The sequence below is a fragment of the Embleya australiensis genome (genome assembly GCF_051903075.1).
In the GTDB taxonomy this organism is placed as follows: domain Bacteria; phylum Actinomycetota; class Actinomycetes; order Streptomycetales; family Streptomycetaceae; genus Embleya.
Genome location: NZ_CP182422.1, coordinates 1897475 through 1913605, shown reverse-complemented (window position 1 = coordinate 1913605; position 16131 = coordinate 1897475). Strand labels below are relative to the sequence as shown.

The following is a 16131-nucleotide window of genomic DNA, read 5'->3' as shown; positions in this document are numbered from 1 at the left end:
CTACACGCGGTGGGCGCTGTCCGGGTGGGACTCGTATTCGGTCGGGTCGCCCCTGAAGGTGATGGTGCCCCGGCTGAGGGCGTAGACGACCTCGGCGCGGCGCAGGGCCTCGCCCGTGTGTTGTTCGACCAGGATCACCGTGCGCTCGGCCGTGGCGAGGCCGGCCACCACGTCGTACAGGTGGGCCGCCACGCGGGGGGCCAGGCCCTGGCTGAGTTCGTCCAGGAGCAGGAGCCTGGCGGGGGCGAGCAGGGCCCGGCTCACCGCGAGCATCTGCTGCTCGCCGCCGGAGAGCGTGCCGGCCCGTTGCCTCAGCCGATCATCCAGCACCGGGAACGCGGTCAGGGCCGGCGTCACGTCGCGGCCGTCGGCGAACAGGCGCAGGTTGTCGGCCACGCTCAGGCCGGCGAACACCCCGCCCCGCTCCGGGATCAGGGTCAGGCCGGCGCGGGCGCGGCGGTCGGCGGGCCAGGCGGTGATGTCCACGCCGTCCCAGGTGATCGTGCCGGCGGTGGGCCGGACCAGTCCGGCCAGCGTGTCGAGGAGGGTGCTGCGGCCCGAGCCGTTGCGGCCGACCAGGGCGGTGAGGGCGCCGGCGGGGACGTCCAGGTCGACGCCGTGCAGCGCCTCGATCGGGCCGTGCCGGACCCGAAGTCCTGCGACCGACAGGGTGATCGGCATCAGAGGTACACCTCCCGGGCCCGCGCGTCGCGGCGGATCGCGTCCGGGGTGCCGGCCGCGACGATCCGGCCCGTGGCCATCACGTGCACCGTGTCGGCCACCCCGAACACCAGGTCCATGTCGTGTTCGACCAGCAGGATCGCCAGGCCGTCGGCGGCCAACGCGCGCAGTTCGACGCGCAGCCGCTCGGTCTGCGCGTCGTCGAGCCCGCTGGCCGGCTCGTCCAGGAGCAGCACCGACGGGGACGCCGCGAGCGCGCGGGCCAGTTCGACCATCCGCAGTGACCCGGCCGGGAGTTCGCCGGCCGGGGTGTACGCGTGTTCGGTGAGCGCGAGCCGGTCCAGTGCCGCCTCCACCGCGTCCCGGGTGCGTCCTCGGGCGGGATCCGGCAGGCCGAGCAGGCGGGCCGGGGCGGAGGATCCGGACCGGTTCTCCGCGGCCACCCGCAGGTTGTCCACCACCGTCAGACTGGGGAAGACCGACACCGTCTGGAACGTCCGGGCCAGCCCGAGCCGGGCCCTGCGGTGCGCGGGCAGCCGGGTCACGTCGCGCGCGCCCATGTACACCCGTCCGGCGTCGACCCGCCCACCCGCCAGGCAGTCGAACAGGGTGCTCTTGCCCGCCCCGTTCGGCCCGATCACCGCCGTCACCACGCCCGGCGGCACGGTCAGGTCGACCCCGTCCACGGCCCGCAGCCCCCCGAACCGGCGGACCACACCCTCGGCCCGCAGCGCGCTCACCCGCCCACCTCCGCCCGGCCCGACCGCACCCGCTCGCGCAGGGTGCGGCCCAGCGGGCTGAGCCGGACCGGTGGCGGCGGCGCGGCGGGCACCGGCGCCGGCCCCGCGGCCAGGCGCAGGAGCGTCGCCGAGACGCCGCCGGGCATCCGGGACAGCAGCACCGCCAGGCCGCCGATCACGATCGTGGACATGCCCGCCGTGGTGGCCGCGTCCAGGGCGACCACCAGGCCGGCGGCCAACACCGCGCCGGCCGCGCTGTCCACGCCGAACACCACCACCGCGGCGAACCAGATCAGGCCGAGCACCGGATCGAAGGCCGCCGCGTCGAAGGCCCGTCCGCCCATCCCGAGCAGCGCGCCGCCGAGCCCGGCCACGCCGGCGCTGACCGCGAAGACGAAGACCTTGGCCGAGGAGACGTCCACGCCGGCCGCCGCCGCGCCGCGCTCGTGGTCGCGCACCGCGACCAGCATCCGGCCGAGCCGGCTCACGTGCAGCCGGCGGACCACCAGGAGCACCAGTACGAGGCAGGCCAACTCCAGGGCGTAGAAGGAGCGTTCGCCGTCGAACGGCCACGGGTGGTCGAGCGCGAGGTCGGTGGTGAAGCGCGGCTGGGCGAAGACGAACCGGCTGACCACCGCGGCCACCGCGAACGTGGTCAGCGCCAGGGTCAGCCCGCGCCGCCGGATCGCCGGCCACCCGGTCAGCAGGCCCACCGGCACCACCAGCAGCGCGGCCAGGAACAGCGCGAGCAGGGCCGGGACACCCCGGCCGGCCAGCTGCGCCGCGAACAACGCGCCGAGTCCGGCGAAGCCGGCCTGGCCGAGCGAGATCTGGCCGGCGTATCCGGTGAGCATCACCAGCGACACGAACACGATCGCCATCGCCGGCACCTGCTGCGCGACCCGCAGGTGTTCCGCGCCCAGCGCGAGCGGCGCCGCGGCGACCGCGACGAACGGTACCCACCAGCCCACCGGCGCGCTCTCCCCATGCCCGGTCCCTATCCGGGCGCCGGCCGCGCGTTGCGGGTCGGGGCCGCCGACCTCGACCATGCGGGGCAGTACCAGGAGCGCGACCAGCATCACCACCACGAACAGGTTCGCCTGGAGCGCCTGGATCAGCCCCCACGAGTCGAGTTCGAGCCGGGACAACTCGCTCTGCCCCACCCCGATCGCCAGCGCCGCCAGGATCGCCACCGGCAGACTGGCCAGCCGGGCCACCACCGCGACCCCGATCGTCTCCAGGACGAGCAGGGTCAGTCCGTACGGATCCAGCCGCAGGTGCGGCGCGAGCAATACGCCGGTCAGCCCCGCCAGCATCGACCCGAAGGCCCACCCGGCCGCGGCGACGCGGTCGGCCGGCACCCCGGACAACTCCGCCAGGGCCCGCCGGTCCACCACCGCGCGCAGCCGCACCCCGAAGCGGGTGAACCGGGTGACGACGGCGACCAGGGCGGCGACCGCGGCCACCACGCCCAGTTCGACCAGCGTCCCCTTCGCGACCGACGTGTCGCCGGGCAGGGCGACCGCGCCCGTCGGCACGATCGAGGGCGGGTCGAGCCGGGCCTGCGTACCCCAGGCCAGCGTGGCCACGCCGACCAGGAGCACGAACACGCCCAGCGAGGCGACCAGCATCCGGGCCGGACCGGCCCCCTCGCGGTGCAGCCCGCGAAAGACGAAGCGCTCCAGGACCAGGCCGAGCGCCGGCGCCACCACGCCCACGTCGAGCAGCACCGCCGCCCACAGCGGCCAGCCCCACACGCGCACCTGCTGCCAGACGAGGTAGGCCACGATCATCGCGAGCGCGCCGAAGGACAGGTTGAACACGCCGGTGGCCCGGTAGGAGGTGATCATCCCGACCGCCGCGAGCGCCGCGATCGCGCCCACGCCCAGGCCGGCGAGCGCCAGTTCGACGGTGAGCACGGCGCTCAGCCGTCGGCGCCGGGCGCGCTCGGCCCGTCGGTCCCGACATCGCCCCCGGAGGCCCAGCCCGACCGCTCACCGGTCTCCCGGAGACCGTGCCGCTCATCGGCCACACCGGACTCCCGCACCCCCGGCCGCTCACCGACCGCACCGCGAAGACCCGAACCCGCCGCCGCGTCGGCCGGACCGGGATCGCACACCCGGCACGGCCGCAAATCCCGGTCCCGCACCGCCGCCGCGTCCACCGGCCTCACCCCGTTCTTGCCCCGCACCAGCGAGCACCCGCTCCGGTGATAGCGCGCCCCGCCCGGGACCGTCACCCACGCCGCCCCGGCACCCACCTCCACCACCGCCTCGGTCGGCTCCGGCTCGACCAGCAGCTCGTACAGCCGGCCCATCATCCGCCGCAACTCCGCGTTCTCGACGCTCGTATCGGCGGGGGCCTGCGCCGCCCCGCGCCGGGTTCCCACCACGAGTACCGCGCCGGCGACGATCAGCGCCGCGCCCGGAATGGTGGCCGACGCCAGGTAGGGCAGTTGGCGCGCCTCGTACCGTTCACCCGACACGCCGTACCACCCCACCGCGCACAGCAGCGCCCCGCACAACGCGACGAGCCAGCCGCCGTGCGTGCGCGCCAACCGCCGCAAACCCTCGATGGCCGGGGCCGCGGCGGCCGTACGCTGTCTTTCGGCAAGGGAGTTCGCCTTTCCCGTGGAACCTGCCGAGTTCGTCGAACCTGCCATATGGTCCACCCGTCGAATCCGCCCGATTGCGTATCGGTGCCTCAGCGTAGTTCGCCGGGATCTGGTCATACGGCCCGGAACACGATTGGATACCGAGTCGCGCATGGCAACATGACTTGCCGGTAACCCAGGTACTACCTGGCTACATCAACAGCAACAGGACGCCGGGCAACCGGCGGAACGGGTGGTGAACGCACGTGAGCGTGGACTTGATCAACGAGCGGGCCAAGCAGAACGGCACCGGTGTGGGTCGGCGCAAGGGCGCGCGCCGTGCGCTGCTGGCCCTGCCGCTGGTGGCGGTGCTGGTGATGTCCGGGTGTAGCAGTGACGACAAGGACGACAAGAAGGACAGCAAGTCGTCGCAGTCGGCGAGCGCGCCGGCGGCCGGCCAGCCGAGCACGCCCACCGCGCCGGGAACCACCGCGGCCTCCTCGCCCGCCGCCTCGGGCGGCAGCACCGGCGCCCCGGCGACCGGCGGCGGCGGCTCGACCACGTTGACCGGCGAGGAGAAGAAGGTCGCCGACAACTGGGACAAGCTGTTCGACAACACTCAGCCGCTCGACGCGCGCAAGGCGGTCCTGGAGAACGCGGACAAGATGGGCGCGCTCGTCGAGACGCTCGCCAACGACCCGCTGGCCAAGTCGGTCACCTCCAAGACCACCGCGGTGAAGATCAACGGGGACACCGCCGACGTCACGTTCGACATCCTGCTCGCCGGCGCCCCCGCGCTGCCCGGCCAAAACGGCAAGGCGGTCAAGCAGGACGGCACCTGGAAGGTCAGCCTGGGCACCGTCTGCACGCTGGTCGGCGCGCTCAAGCCGGGCACCGTCGCCCCGGGTTGCCCGACGGCCTGACGCCCCACTCCGCACGGGCGGGTTCCCCGCCGGCCCCGGGTCACCGAGGAGCACGCATGCATCGTCGTATCCACGGGCGGCGCATGCCGTGCGCCTCGGTGGCCCTGGTGCTGTCCGGCGTGTTGTGCGCGGTCGCCGCACTGACCGGGTGCGGTTCGCGGCTGCCGGAGAGCGACTTCCGCGAGGAGCGTGGCCCGGCACCCGCGTCCGCCGGCGCGGTGCCGAACACCAACACCGCGTCCGACGTGGGCGTCACGCCCACCGAGATCACCGTGGGCATGATCGACACCGTCCAGGGGGTGCTCGGCAACGAGACCTTCTCCGGGCCGATGTACGGCGCCCAGGCCTATTTCAAGGCGCTCAACGACCGCGGTGGGGTGAACGGGCGCCGGGTGAAGGTGTCCGCCTGCGACGACAACGGCTACGGCGTGGCCAACCAGCGCTGTGCCCGCCGACTGGTCGAGGACGACAAGGTGTTCGCCTTCGCGGGCAACAGCATCTACAGCTACAACGCCGCCCAGTACGTCAGCGACAAGGGCGTGCCCGACGTCGGCGGGCAGCCGATCGGGACCGCGTACGAGACGTACCCGCACCTGTACTCGATCTACGGATCGCGCGCGCCGCGCGACGGCAAGGTGGGCTGGGACGGCCGGCTGTACGCGAGCACCGAGGTCTACCGCTACTTCAAGGAGAAGCTCGGCGCCCGCACCGCCGCCGTGGTGTCGTACAACCAGGCCGACTCCGCGCGCTACGCGCAGACCGTCGCCGACGGGCTGCGCGCCGAGGGCTACACGGTCGTCGAAAAGCAGGTCGACTTCGCGCTGCCGAACTTCGCCGCCGCGGTGGTGGACATGCGCAGCAAGGGCGTCGACATCGTCTTCGACGCGGTGGACACGCGCGGCAACGTCGAACTGTGCAAGGCGATGGACGGCAGCGACCTGCGGGTGACCGCCAAGGTGACCAACGTACAGAACTGGAACGCGCGCGTCGGCGAGGACTTCAAAGCGTCCCCGACCTGCCGCAACAGCATCTACGCGACCGGGAACAGCCGCGGCTACACGGACACCGGGCAGCCCGCGGTGGCCGAGTTCCGGGCCGCGATGAAGAAGTACTTCCCCGACCGGGAGGACAAGCTCTCCCAGTGGGAACTGGAGGGCTGGGCCTCGGCGATGTGGCTCACCGACGCGATCGCCTCGTGCGGCGCCAAGGTCACCCGGACCTGCGTCGAGGGCTTCGTCAACCGCCCCGAGGGCTACGACGCGCACGGCCTGCTGATCCCGGTCGACTTCAAGACCGAACCGGTCGACCGCGTCGCCGCGCCCACCCGCACCTGCTTCGACGTGGCCCGCTGGCAGGACGGCGCCCCGGGCGGCTGGATCGCCCAGGTGCCGGACATGACCACGAACTGCTTCGACGTACCGTCCCTGCCGTACAAACCGTGAGCCCGGATCCGGCCCAACGCCCTTCGGCGCGATACCGGGGCTCCGGCGCGACAAGCGTGTTCACGCACCGCCCTGCAAAGCGCATGGTGATGGACGCCGGCTCGTACGTCTTGGCGTACGACTTCGACGCCTGAAACGCGACGCGCGCGGAAGCCGATCGGCTTCCGCGCGCGTGGGTCGGGCGTGGGTCAGTCGGCGTCCAGGGCGCTGGGGAGGCGGGGTGGGCAGCCGTTGGTGTATGAGGCGTTGTACTCGAAGTGCCATTCCTCGTTGTCGTACATCCGGCACCACCCGTACTTGCTGCCCTTGGCCTGGAGCCAGGCCTGGGCGTTGGCCGGGTAGATGTCCACCGCGACGCCCTGGACGTGCATCGACTTCTCCGGCGGCAGCACCCAGTGCAGTGCCGCCTCGCGCGAGCCGACCTCGGCGATCTTCTCGTCCAGGAGCCGCTGCTGGTGTGCCCAGCCGCGTTTGCCGGAGTTCAGGTTCAGCTTGATGCCCTCGGCCGCCATCGCCTGGTCGATCTTCTTCCACGCGGCGTACGCGGCCGGGGTGAGCGCCTTCGGGTCCTTCGGCGCGTCCTTGTCGTTCGCCGGCGCCTTGGCGGTGCTCGACGCGGTCGCTTTCGGCGGCTTGGTCGTCGCCGACGTGGTGCTCGACGGGGAGCCGGAGGAGGGCGCGTTCGTGGGGGCTGTCTGGGTGTTCGGGGCCTGTTCGGGGTTCGACGTCACCTGCACGCCCACCGAGTCGGCCCGGTCCTTCTTGTCGTCGTCGCCACCGCCGAGGAACAACACCGCGCCGACCCCGGCCCCGCCGAGGATCAGCGCACCCGCCAGGCTCCAGGCCACCAGCTTGCCGCGTCGGCGCCGTGCCGGCTCCGGTTCGGCCGCGGGGGCCGGCCGGGGCGGCTCGGCGACGGGCGCGGCCGAGCCGACGGGCGGCTGCTCACGCGTGTACCAGTCGGCCGGAACCGGCGTGGTCTCCGCGTCGAACCTGCCCGGCGTACCGGGTATGCCGGGGCCGCCGGGCGGCTGAGATCCGGGTGGACCGGCCGCGTGCCCCGAGCCCGAGCTGTGCTGTTCCCACGAGGTGTCCAGGAAGTGCGCTCCGTCGGGTGTGCCCCCTTCGTCGGGCTGTGGTTCTCCGCTGCCCGCTGCGTGTCTCACTGGTGAAGCCTCCTCGTAGTGAGCCTGGATCCTCTCGCGGATCACGCGCGCCGAGCGAGCCACGGTTGTCCCGACCTGTGTGGGATACACCACTGCAACCGTTCCGGCGTTCGGCTCGTAGCCTGGGGAGCACCGGTCGGAGCAACCCGCGTAACCTGGGAAGCTTGCCGCAAGGAGACTGGCCGCATCGAGAAGAGGGGTCGAAGGTGAGCACGCACCACCGCACCGGAGGACTCGTCGACGGTTTCGGTCGCATCGCGACCGATCTGCGGGTGTCGCTGACCGACCGCTGCAACCTGCGGTGCACGTACTGCATGCCCGAAGAGGGGCTGGACTGGCTGGCCAAACCCGAGCTGCTGACCGGCGAGGAGATCTCCCGCCTGGTACGGATCGCGGTGACCATCCTCGGTGTGCGCGAGGTCCGCTTCACCGGCGGCGAGCCGCTGCTGCGCCGCGAGCTGGTCGACATCGTCCGCGAGGCCGCCGCCCTGGAGCCGCGCCCGACGTTGTCCGTCACCACCAACGGAATCGGCCTGGCCCGCCTGGCGCCCACGCTGCGCGAGGTCGGCCTGGACCGGGTCAACGTCTCGCTCGACACCCTCGACCCGGCCCGGTTCAAGGCGATGACGCGCCGCGACCGGCACGCCGACGTGGTGGCCGGGCTGGCCGCCGCGGTGGACGCCGGGCTCGGTCCGGTCAAGGTCAACACCGTGCTGATGCGCGGAGTGAACGACGACGAGGCCGCCGCGCTGCTCGCGTGGTGCCTGGAGCGCGGCTACGAGCTGCGCTTCATCGAGCAGATGCCGCTGGACGCGCAGCACGGCTGGCAGCGCTCGGAGATGATCACCGCCGGGGAGATCCTGACCGCGCTGCGCGCGGCGTTCCGGCTCGACCCCGAGTCCGGGCGTGGCAGCGACCCCGCCGAGCGCTGGCTCGTGGACGGCGGCCCGGGCACGGTGGGCGTGATCGGCTCGGTCACCCGCCCGTTCTGCGAGGCGTGCGACCGGACCCGGCTGACCGCTGACGGGCAGATCCGCAATTGCCTGTTCGCGCGCGAGGAGTCCGATTTGCGCGCGGCGTTGCGCGGCGGTGCGGACGACGCGGAGATCGCCGACCGCTGGCGCGCCGCGATGTGGACGAAGAAGGCCGGCGCCGGTATCGACGACCCGGAGTTCCTCCAGCCCGACCGACCGATGTCGGCGATCGGCGGCTGACCCACCGGCGTCGTCGGACGGCGACGCGCTCTCGCGCGACGCGTCTCAGGACGGTTCGTGGGCCGATCCGCCCGGGGACTCCGGCTCGTGCCAATCGGCGAACGCCACCGTGTCCTTGAGGAATCCGCGAATCCCCAGAAACTCGGCCAAATGCTCACGGTGCTCGTCGCACGCGAGCCACGTCTTGCGCCGTTCCGGGGTGTGCAGCTTGGGGTTGTTCCAAGCCAGAACCCACCGGGCGTCGGCGCGGCAACCCTTCGCCGAACAGATCGGTCGACCGGGATCGGCGGGGGTGGGAAACATGCCCACCAGTGTCGCAGACGAGGCCGTTCACCCCATCGCGGTGCCTGTCACCAGGAACTGACCCTGTGTCAGGCACCAACCGGAGCGCTGCTCTCAGTAAGCAACGGGCTGGTGCGGTACCGCCGTGCGGATCCACCTGCGGACCGGCGAAAGACCCCGGACACGGGCGATGCCGGGCAGCCACGGGGGGAGCCGCCCGGCATCGCGTCGGTCGCTCCGACGGGGGATACGGAGCACGTTTCGAAGTATGGCACGTCCGGCCGGCGGTTGAAGCACCAACCCGCGTAGCGCTTGCCGCTAATTTTTGACGCTGTGCGAAGGGGCATCCTCCGGGTCACCGATGTGGCCCCGATCGGCAGCCTCGGGGTCACCGTGTGTATCCGAATTGGTGTGCGACAAAAGGTCGGTCGGTTCCGCGCCGGCCGCCGGCGGGGTCCCGACGGTCGTCGTCCACGAGTCCTCGGAGTGTGTGTGCAACGTCTCCCGCTCGGCGCTCGTGAGCACCGCGCCGGGCGGCGGCTCCAGCGCCTTGGGCGGCAGCGGGGGTACGAACTGCGCCTGCACCGGCGCGTTCGACGTGGGCTCGCGACCCGCGTTGGCCAGCACCACCGCGATGTAGGGCAGGAACAGCGCGCCGGCGACCAATATCCACCGCCACGGCGACGGGGTGAACACCGCCGCCACGAAGCACACGGTGCGGATCGACATCGAGATCACGTACCGGCGTTGGCGCCCGGCCACGTCCTCGGTCAGCCCCTTGCGCGCGCCACTGATCTGGAACACCGCGCCCTTGGTGTTTTTCACGGTCCCACCGTCTCCGCCCATGTGACCACACACTCGTCCGCATCTTCACGGTACGCCCGCGTGTGCCCCACACCGAGAGCGGGGGCGGGAGCTTTGCCGTCAGCTGACCCGAGTGGGGGATGCGGAGCGACCCGAGTGGGGGATGCGCCGGGCCGGTCAGTCGCGCGGGTCCAGATACCGCGGCGGCACCGCCGGGACCAGCCAGACGCCGTTGTCCGAGCGGCGGAACACATGCCCGTCGGCGACCATGCGCTCGGCCCGCACCGCGAACACCACGGGCCGACCGCGCCGCGCGCCCACCCGGCGCGCCGTCTCCACGTCGACGGACAGGTGTACGTCGTGCCGATCCATCGGCCGCAGCCCCTCGGCCAGGATCGCGGCCACACTCCGGGGGCTCGTCCCGTGGAAGAGCACGGCGGGCGGCACCGCCTCGGCCAGCCCCAGGTCCACCGCGACGGTATGCCCCTGACTGGCCCGGATCCGGGTCCCGTCCGCCGAGAACGCGAACCGCCGTTTGTCGTTCTCCGCGACCACCCGTTCGAGCTGCGCGCGCGACAACCCCACCCCGCGCGCGGCACAGGCCGCGAGCAACACATCCACCTCGACCCACCCGGCCTCGTCCAGGACGATCCCGAGCCGCTCGGGCTGATGCCGCAGATGCCGGGAGAGATACTTCGAAATCTTGACGATGTTCATGATGAACCCCAACAAAACCACGAAGCCCCACCCGAGCACACCGATTTTCCTTGGACAGGCAAACCCGCGGCTGCCCCTGCGGCCCGAGCCGAATATCCAGCCCGTCCGGCGTTTGAGGACACCGGGCCGGAGGCCACCGGCAAACGGCAGCCTCCGGCGCCGGCGGCGCCAAAACCCCTCAGCCGTCCGGCGCTTGAGGACAGGCAGGGTCGTCCCGTCCGGCTACTGCGCCCGACTCGGCGACGACATGTTGAAGTCCCGCACGCGCAGCGCCGGCATCGCCGCCCGCGTGAACCAGTCACCCCACTCGCGCGGATACGTACGCTCGGTCCGCCCCGCCTCGACGGCCCGCCCCAACACGTCCACCGGCGACTCGTTGAAGCGGAAGTTGTTCACCGCCCCGACCACCTCGCCACCCTCCACCAGGTACACCCCGTCCCGGGTCAACCCCGTGAGCAGCAGCGTCTGCGGATCCACCTCGCGGATATACCAGAGGCACGTCAGCAGCAGCCCACGCTCCGTCGACGCGACCATCTGCGCCAACGTCCGCCCGCCGGCCGGCGCGTCCAGGATCAGGTTGTCGATCTCCGGCGCGACCGCGAGCCCCGTCAGCTCGGCGGTGTGCCGATTGGTCCCCAGCGCGGTGAGCACGCCGTCGGTGACCCAGTTCGTGCGCTCCAGCGGCAGCCCGTTGTCGAACACCGACGCCGTGTCGCTCGACGCGTGCGCGATGGTGAACGGCGCGCTCTCCAGGCCCGGGTGGTTCGGGTCGCTGAACAGGGTCAGCGGCAAGTCGGTGAGCCGGTCGCCGACCCGCGTGCCGCCGCCCGGCTTGCTGAAGACCGTACGGCCCTCGTGCGCGTCCCGCGCGCCGCTCTGCCAGTACATGTAGACCATCAGGTCCGCGACCGCCGACGGCGGCAGCAGGGTCTCGTAGCGGCCCGCCGGCAGGTCGATCGTGCGGGTCGCCCAGGACAACCGCTCGGCGAGGTCCGCGTCCAGCGCCGCCAGGTCCACGTCCCGGAAGTCGCGGGTCGGCGTGCCGCCCCACGCGGACCGGGTCAGGTCGCCCGACTTGGCGTTCAACTCGACGTGCCCGGTGGGCTGGTCGTGCCGGCGGCGCAGCCCGGCGGAGGTGCCCACGTAGCTGGAGGTCAGCTGGTGCGAGGCGAACCCGTACAGCAGCCGGTCCGCCTCCCGGGCCCGCCCGAACGCGGCGCCCAGCTCCGGCGCGAAGTCCGCGAACACGCCGATGGACGTCTGCGCCGGCGCCTCGGTGAAGCCGCCGTCCGGGCCGCCCGAGGCCCCCAGGAGCGGTCGCGCGTCCTCGGCCGGACCGGCATCCCGAGCCGCCGCCTCTGCGGCCCGTACCAGGTCCTCCAGCCGATCCACCGTCACGCCGCTGCGCGAGACCGTCCCGGACGCGGTGCCCTCGGTGCCCGCGACCGTGGCCACCACGGTCACCCGCCGACCCCGCGTCTCACCGTTGGTGGTCAGCGCGTTGCCCGCCCAGCGCAGGTTCGCCGCCGAGGTCTCCTCGGCGATCACCACGCAGCCGTCCGCCTTCGACAGCGCCAGCGCCCGCTCGACCGTCTCGTCCGGCCGCGTCACCACGGTCTGCCCGCCGCTCATCGACCCGCCTCCTGAACCGTGTTGAGGACCTTCACGCCGCGGAACAGCGCCGACGGACACCCGTGGCTGACCGCCGCGACCTGCCCGGGTTGCGCCTTGCCGCAGTTGAAGGCGCCGCCGAGGACGTAGGTACCGGGACCACCGACCGCCTCCATCGAGCCCCAGAAGTCGGTCGTGGTGGCCTGGTAGGCGAAGTCCTTGACCTGCCCGACGATCCGGCCGTCCTCGATCAGGTAGGCCCGCTGGCCGGTGAACTGGAAGTTGTACCGCTGCATGTCGATCGACCACGACTTGTCGCCGACGATGTACAGGCCGCGGTGCACCCGGCCGATCAGCTCGGCGGTGGACAGGTCGTCCGCACCCGGCTGCAGCGAGACGTTGGCCATGCGCTGCACCGGGACGTGCCCGGGGGAGTCGGCGAAGGCACAGCCGTTGGAGCGGCCGAGCCCCTGCATCAGCGCCATCCGCCGGTCCAGCTGATAGCCGGTCAGCACGCCGTCGGTGACCAGGTCCCAGCTCTGCGTCGCCACGCCCTCGTCGTCGAAGCCGATGGTGGCCAGGCCGTGTTGCACGGTGCGGTCGCCGGTGACGTGCATCACCGGCGAGCCGTACTTGAGCTTGTTCAGCTGGTCGAAGGTGGCGAACGAGGTGCCCGCGTAGGCGGCCTCGTAGCCGAGCGCGCGGTCCAGCTCGGTGGCGTGCCCGATCGACTCGTGGATGGTCAGCCACAGGTTGCTCGGGTCGATCACCAGGTCGTATTCGCCGGCCTCGACGCTCGGCGCCTTGACCCGCTCGGCGAGCAGGCCCGGCAGCGACGCCAGCTCCTCGTCCCAGTCCCAGCCCACGCCCTTGACGTACTCCCAGCCCCTGCCGACCGGCGGTGCGATGGTGCGCATCGTCTCGTAGGCGCCCGACTCGCGGTCCACCGCGATCACGGTCAGCTGGGGGTGTATCCGCACCCGCTGCTGCGTGGTCGTGGTGCCGGCCGAGTCGGCGTAGAACTTGTTCTCCTGGACCACCATGCAGGTGGCGTCCACGTGGTCCACGCCGTCGGCGGCGAGCAGTTCGCGGCTCCACCTCGCCAACAGGCCGATCCGCTCGGCCTCGGGCACGTCGAACGGGTTGATCCGGTACGCCGAGATCCAGGTCTCGTCGGCGTGTACCGGCTCCTCCGCCAGCGCCACCGTCTCGCCCGCGCCGGCCGCCTCGCTCACCGAGCGGGACACGCGCGCGACCGCGACCGCCTGCTCGGCGACGTACGCCGCCGCCTCGGGGGTCAGATCCACCCCCGCCGCGAAGCCCCACGCCCCGTCGTGCACGACCCGGACCGCGAAGCCCACGTCGGTGGTGTCCACGGACGAGTCGGTGCGTCCGTCGCGCAGCCGGAAGGACGCGTCTCGTACGCGCTCGAAGCGGAAGTCCGCGTGTTCGGCGCCCAGTTCCCCGGCTCGGGACAGGGCCGCGGCGGCCAGTTCCCGAAGGGGATAGGCGAGGAACGTCGGATCGATCTCGTTGGGCACCCATTCCTCCATACGTTCGGCCTGTCGGCTCGCGTCGTTCAGTCAACCAGACACGCCGTCGCCGGCATTCCGGTCTCCCGGAAGGACCGGTCGTGTGCTCGGACGGGTCTTGCGCCGGGGCAACCGGAACGAAACATGCCGGAGACAGGCCGGCCGGATTCCGTCGGTGCCCAGGCGGTGGAGGAGATCGTTCCGTTTTCCGTGGGTCTTGTCGGGTTCCCACAACGAACCGTCCGGGGACGCTGTCCCGGACCGGATTCCCCTTACCCCGGGGTAGCCCGATAGCGTCATCGTGACGCGAGACGAGGTATGCCCGGGCGCCACCCGGGGCGTGCGCGAGCACGGCCGAGGACGGTCGAGGAACAGTCGGCGATATTCGGGGATACCCCGGAACATCCCAGAACAGAGGAGTGATCCGTTGAGCCGGTCCGTACTGGTCACGGGAGGAAACCGGGGCATCGGCCTGGCCATCGCCCGGGCCTTCGCCGCCGACGGCGACAAGGTCGCGATCACGTATCGCTCCGGTGAGCCCCCGGAGGGGCTGCTCGGCGTGCGGTGCGACATCACCGACGGCGAGCAGGTCGAGCAGGCGTTCAAGGAGGTCGAGGCCGCGCACGGCCCGGTCGAGGTGCTGATCGCCAATGCCGGCATCACCCGGGACACACTCCTGCTCCGGATGAGCGAGGAGGACTTCACCAGCGTCGTCGACACCAACCTCACCGGCACGTTCCGCGTGGTCAAGCGGGCGAGCAAGGGCATGCTGCGGGCCCGCAAGGGACGCATCGTGCTGATCTCGTCGGTGGTCGGGCTGTCCGGTTCGCCGGGGCAGGCCAACTACGCGGCCTCCAAGGCCGGCCTGGTCGGCTTCGCCCGTTCGATCGCCCGCGAGCTGGGCTCGCGCAACATCACCGCGAACGTGGTGGCGCCGGGCTTCGTGGACACCGCGATGACCGAGGTGCTGGGCGAGGAGCGCAAGGCGCAGATCCTCAAGGAGATCCCGCTGGCGCGCTACGCCGACGTGGACGAGGTGGCCGGCGTGGTCAGGTTCCTCACCTCCGACGCCGCGTCGTACATCACCGGAGCCGTCATCCCTGTGGACGGCGGACTTGGAATGGGGCACTGAACTCATGGGCGACCTGCTTGCGGGCAAGCGCATTCTCGTCACCGGCGTCATCACCGACGCCTCTCTCGGCTTCCACGTCGCCAAGCGGGCCCAGGAGGAGGGCGCCGAGGTCGTACTGACCGGATTCGGCCGGCTCTCGCTGGTCAACCGCATCGCGAATCGGCTGCCGAAGCCGGCCCCGGTGATCGAGTTGGACGTGACGAACGCCGAGCACCTCGCGGCGCTCGCGGACAACGTACGCGCGCACGTGCCGGCCCTGGACGGCGTCGTGCACTCGATCGCGTTCGGCCCGAAGGACGCCCTCGGCGGCAACTTCCTCAACACCGAGTGGCCCGACGTGGCCACCGCGGTGGAGGTCTCGGCGTACTCGCTGAAGTCGCTGACGATGGCCTGCCTGCCGCTCATGGAGGCGAACGAGGGGCGCGGCGGCTCGGTCGTCGGCCTCGACTTCGACGCGCAGGTGGCGTGGCCGGGCTACGACTGGATGGGTGTGGCCAAGGCCGCGCTCGAGTCGACCTCGCGCTACCTGGCCAAGTACCTGGGCGAGAAGAACATCAGGGTCAACCTGATCTCGTCGGGCCCGGTCAAGACGATGGCCGCGAACAGCATCCCGGGCTTCGAGAAGTTCGAGGGCGTCTGGAACGAGAAGGCCCCGCTGGGCTGGGACCTGCGCGACTCGGACCCGGCCGCGCGCGGCGTGTGCGCGCTGCTGTCCGACTGGTTCCCGAAGACCACGGGCGAGGTCATCCACGTCGACGGCGGCCTGCACGCAATGGGCGCGTAGCGCGAGACGTCCGACGCAGCCCGATCGCCCGGCCGAACAGGTCGGGGGGTCGGGCTGCGTCGTTGTGGGCCGCGGGCCGCGGCGTTGTTCGCGGACGTCGGGGCCGAGGGGGCGAGTGGGCCGAAAGCCTCGCTCAACCGGTCGCGGCGGCGATCGTCGCCGCGATGCCGATCAGGACCGTGATCAGCAGCATGATGCCCAGGATGCCGCCGAGTTGTCTGGCGGAGGACTTGTTCGGGTCCGGCGGCGCCAGCACCGTCTGCCGGATCCCGTCGTCGCCGGACTCGGCGGCCTTGCGGGCCAGGATCTCGTTGCGCGCGTCGGACCGCGCGACTTCCTCCGCGTGTGTGCGCTCCTCGCGGGCCTTGCGGGCCGCCATCGCCCGCTCGTACCGCGCCTTCGAGGATTCGCCGGATGTAGCAGCCATGCGGACGAGTTTCGCAGACCGGCACCACCGGTCCGGCGGAGGGTGAGCCCGACACCCGACCCGCCACCCGTTCGCTGTGGGTA

Annotated in this window: 15 protein-coding genes and 1 pseudogene; 5 read left to right on the top strand and 11 right to left on the bottom strand. The window is 72.0% G+C overall.

What is annotated here, in order from left to right; translation table 11 throughout:
• Genes ACMXN5_RS07860 through ACMXN5_RS07845 form a run of 4 tightly spaced genes read right to left on the bottom strand, consistent with a single transcriptional unit; the run spans nt 1 to nt 3978 of the window.
• Nucleotides 1-681, bottom strand: coding sequence for an ABC transporter ATP-binding protein (locus ACMXN5_RS07860; protein ID WP_439674650.1), 681 nt, complete (start codon nt 679-681; stop codon nt 1-3).
• Nucleotides 681-1421 carry an ABC transporter ATP-binding protein gene (locus ACMXN5_RS07855; protein WP_439674649.1) on the bottom strand — a complete coding sequence of 247 codons (741 nt, stop codon included), beginning with the start codon at nt 1419-1421 and terminating at the stop codon, nt 681-683. Before ACMXN5_RS07855 ends, ACMXN5_RS07860 begins: the two co-directional genes overlap by 1 nt.
• On the bottom strand, nt 1418-3340 hold the full coding sequence (locus ACMXN5_RS07850) for a branched-chain amino acid ABC transporter permease (RefSeq protein WP_439674648.1): 1923 nt from the start codon (nt 3338-3340) through the stop codon (nt 1418-1420). Before ACMXN5_RS07850 ends, ACMXN5_RS07855 begins: the two co-directional genes overlap by 4 nt.
• 5 nt (nt 3341-3345) lie before the next feature.
• Nucleotides 3346-3978 (bottom strand): hypothetical protein, encoded by a 633-nt coding sequence (locus tag ACMXN5_RS07845; RefSeq protein WP_439674647.1) that lies wholly within the window; start codon nt 3976-3978, stop codon nt 3346-3348.
• Nucleotides 3979-4280: 302 nt separating this feature from the next.
• On the opposite strand from ACMXN5_RS07845, the gene ACMXN5_RS07840 reads away from it, so the two are divergent.
• Together ACMXN5_RS07840 and ACMXN5_RS07835 are read left to right on the top strand one after the other, a co-directional pair.
• Complete coding sequence (locus tag ACMXN5_RS07840; protein WP_439674646.1) at nt 4281-4937, top strand: hypothetical protein; 657 nt, start codon at nt 4281-4283, stop codon at nt 4935-4937.
• 56 nt (nt 4938-4993) lie between these two features.
• On the top strand, nt 4994-6379 hold the full coding sequence (locus tag ACMXN5_RS07835) for an ABC transporter substrate-binding protein (RefSeq protein WP_439674645.1): 1386 nt from the start codon (nt 4994-4996) through the stop codon (nt 6377-6379).
• 188 nt (nt 6380-6567) lie between these two features.
• Here the strand turns inward: ACMXN5_RS07835 and ACMXN5_RS07830 are convergent, their stop codons facing one another.
• The gene (locus ACMXN5_RS07830; RefSeq protein ID WP_439674644.1) at nt 6568-7545 is read right to left on the bottom strand and encodes a D-alanyl-D-alanine carboxypeptidase family protein; all 978 of its coding nucleotides are present in this window, start codon (nt 7543-7545) and stop codon (nt 6568-6570) included.
• A gap of 206 nt (nt 7546-7751) precedes the next feature.
• Between ACMXN5_RS07830 and moaA the strand changes: the two genes are divergently transcribed.
• The gene (moaA, locus tag ACMXN5_RS07825; RefSeq protein WP_439674643.1) at nt 7752-8759 is read left to right on the top strand and encodes a GTP 3',8-cyclase MoaA; all 1008 of its coding nucleotides are present in this window, start codon (nt 7752-7754) and stop codon (nt 8757-8759) included.
• Between the two features lie 45 nt (nt 8760-8804).
• On the opposite strand, the gene ACMXN5_RS07820 is transcribed toward moaA, so the two are convergent.
• The 5 genes and pseudogenes from ACMXN5_RS07820 to ACMXN5_RS07800 form a co-directional block, all read right to left on the bottom strand.
• Nucleotides 8805-9062, bottom strand: coding sequence for a hypothetical protein (locus tag ACMXN5_RS07820; RefSeq protein ID WP_439674642.1), 258 nt, complete (start codon nt 9060-9062; stop codon nt 8805-8807).
• A gap of 519 nt (nt 9063-9581) precedes the next feature.
• Nucleotides 9582-9887, bottom strand: a pseudogene (locus tag ACMXN5_RS07815) (DUF3099 domain-containing protein); the annotation flags it as partial.
• Between the two features lie 135 nt (nt 9888-10022).
• Complete coding sequence (locus ACMXN5_RS07810; protein WP_439674641.1) at nt 10023-10562, bottom strand: RNA 2'-phosphotransferase; 540 nt, start codon at nt 10560-10562, stop codon at nt 10023-10025.
• 222 nt (nt 10563-10784) lie between these two features.
• Nucleotides 10785-12194 (bottom strand): metallopeptidase TldD-related protein, encoded by a 1410-nt coding sequence (locus ACMXN5_RS07805; protein WP_439674640.1) that lies wholly within the window; start codon nt 12192-12194, stop codon nt 10785-10787.
• Nucleotides 12191-13714 carry a TldD/PmbA family protein gene (locus ACMXN5_RS07800; protein WP_395788744.1) on the bottom strand — a complete coding sequence of 508 codons (1524 nt, stop codon included), beginning with the start codon at nt 13712-13714 and terminating at the stop codon, nt 12191-12193. Before ACMXN5_RS07800 ends, ACMXN5_RS07805 begins: the two co-directional genes overlap by 4 nt.
• 418 nt (nt 13715-14132) lie before the next feature.
• Here ACMXN5_RS07800 and fabG point away from each other — a divergent pair, with 418 nt between their 5' ends.
• Together fabG and fabI are read left to right on the top strand one after the other, a co-directional pair.
• Nucleotides 14133-14837: a 3-oxoacyl-[acyl-carrier-protein] reductase gene (fabG, locus tag ACMXN5_RS07795; RefSeq protein ID WP_078977744.1), complete on the top strand. Its 705-nt coding sequence runs from the start codon at nt 14133-14135 to the stop codon at nt 14835-14837.
• Nucleotides 14838-14841: 4 nt separating this feature from the next.
• The gene (gene fabI / locus ACMXN5_RS07790; protein ID WP_439674639.1) at nt 14842-15621 is read left to right on the top strand and encodes an enoyl-ACP reductase FabI; all 780 of its coding nucleotides are present in this window, start codon (nt 14842-14844) and stop codon (nt 15619-15621) included.
• A gap of 133 nt (nt 15622-15754) precedes the next feature.
• On the opposite strand, the gene ACMXN5_RS07785 is transcribed toward fabI, so the two are convergent.
• Nucleotides 15755-16048 carry a hypothetical protein gene (locus ACMXN5_RS07785; protein WP_126641373.1) on the bottom strand — a complete coding sequence of 98 codons (294 nt, stop codon included), beginning with the start codon at nt 16046-16048 and terminating at the stop codon, nt 15755-15757.
• Nucleotides 16049-16131: the final 83 nt, after the last annotated feature.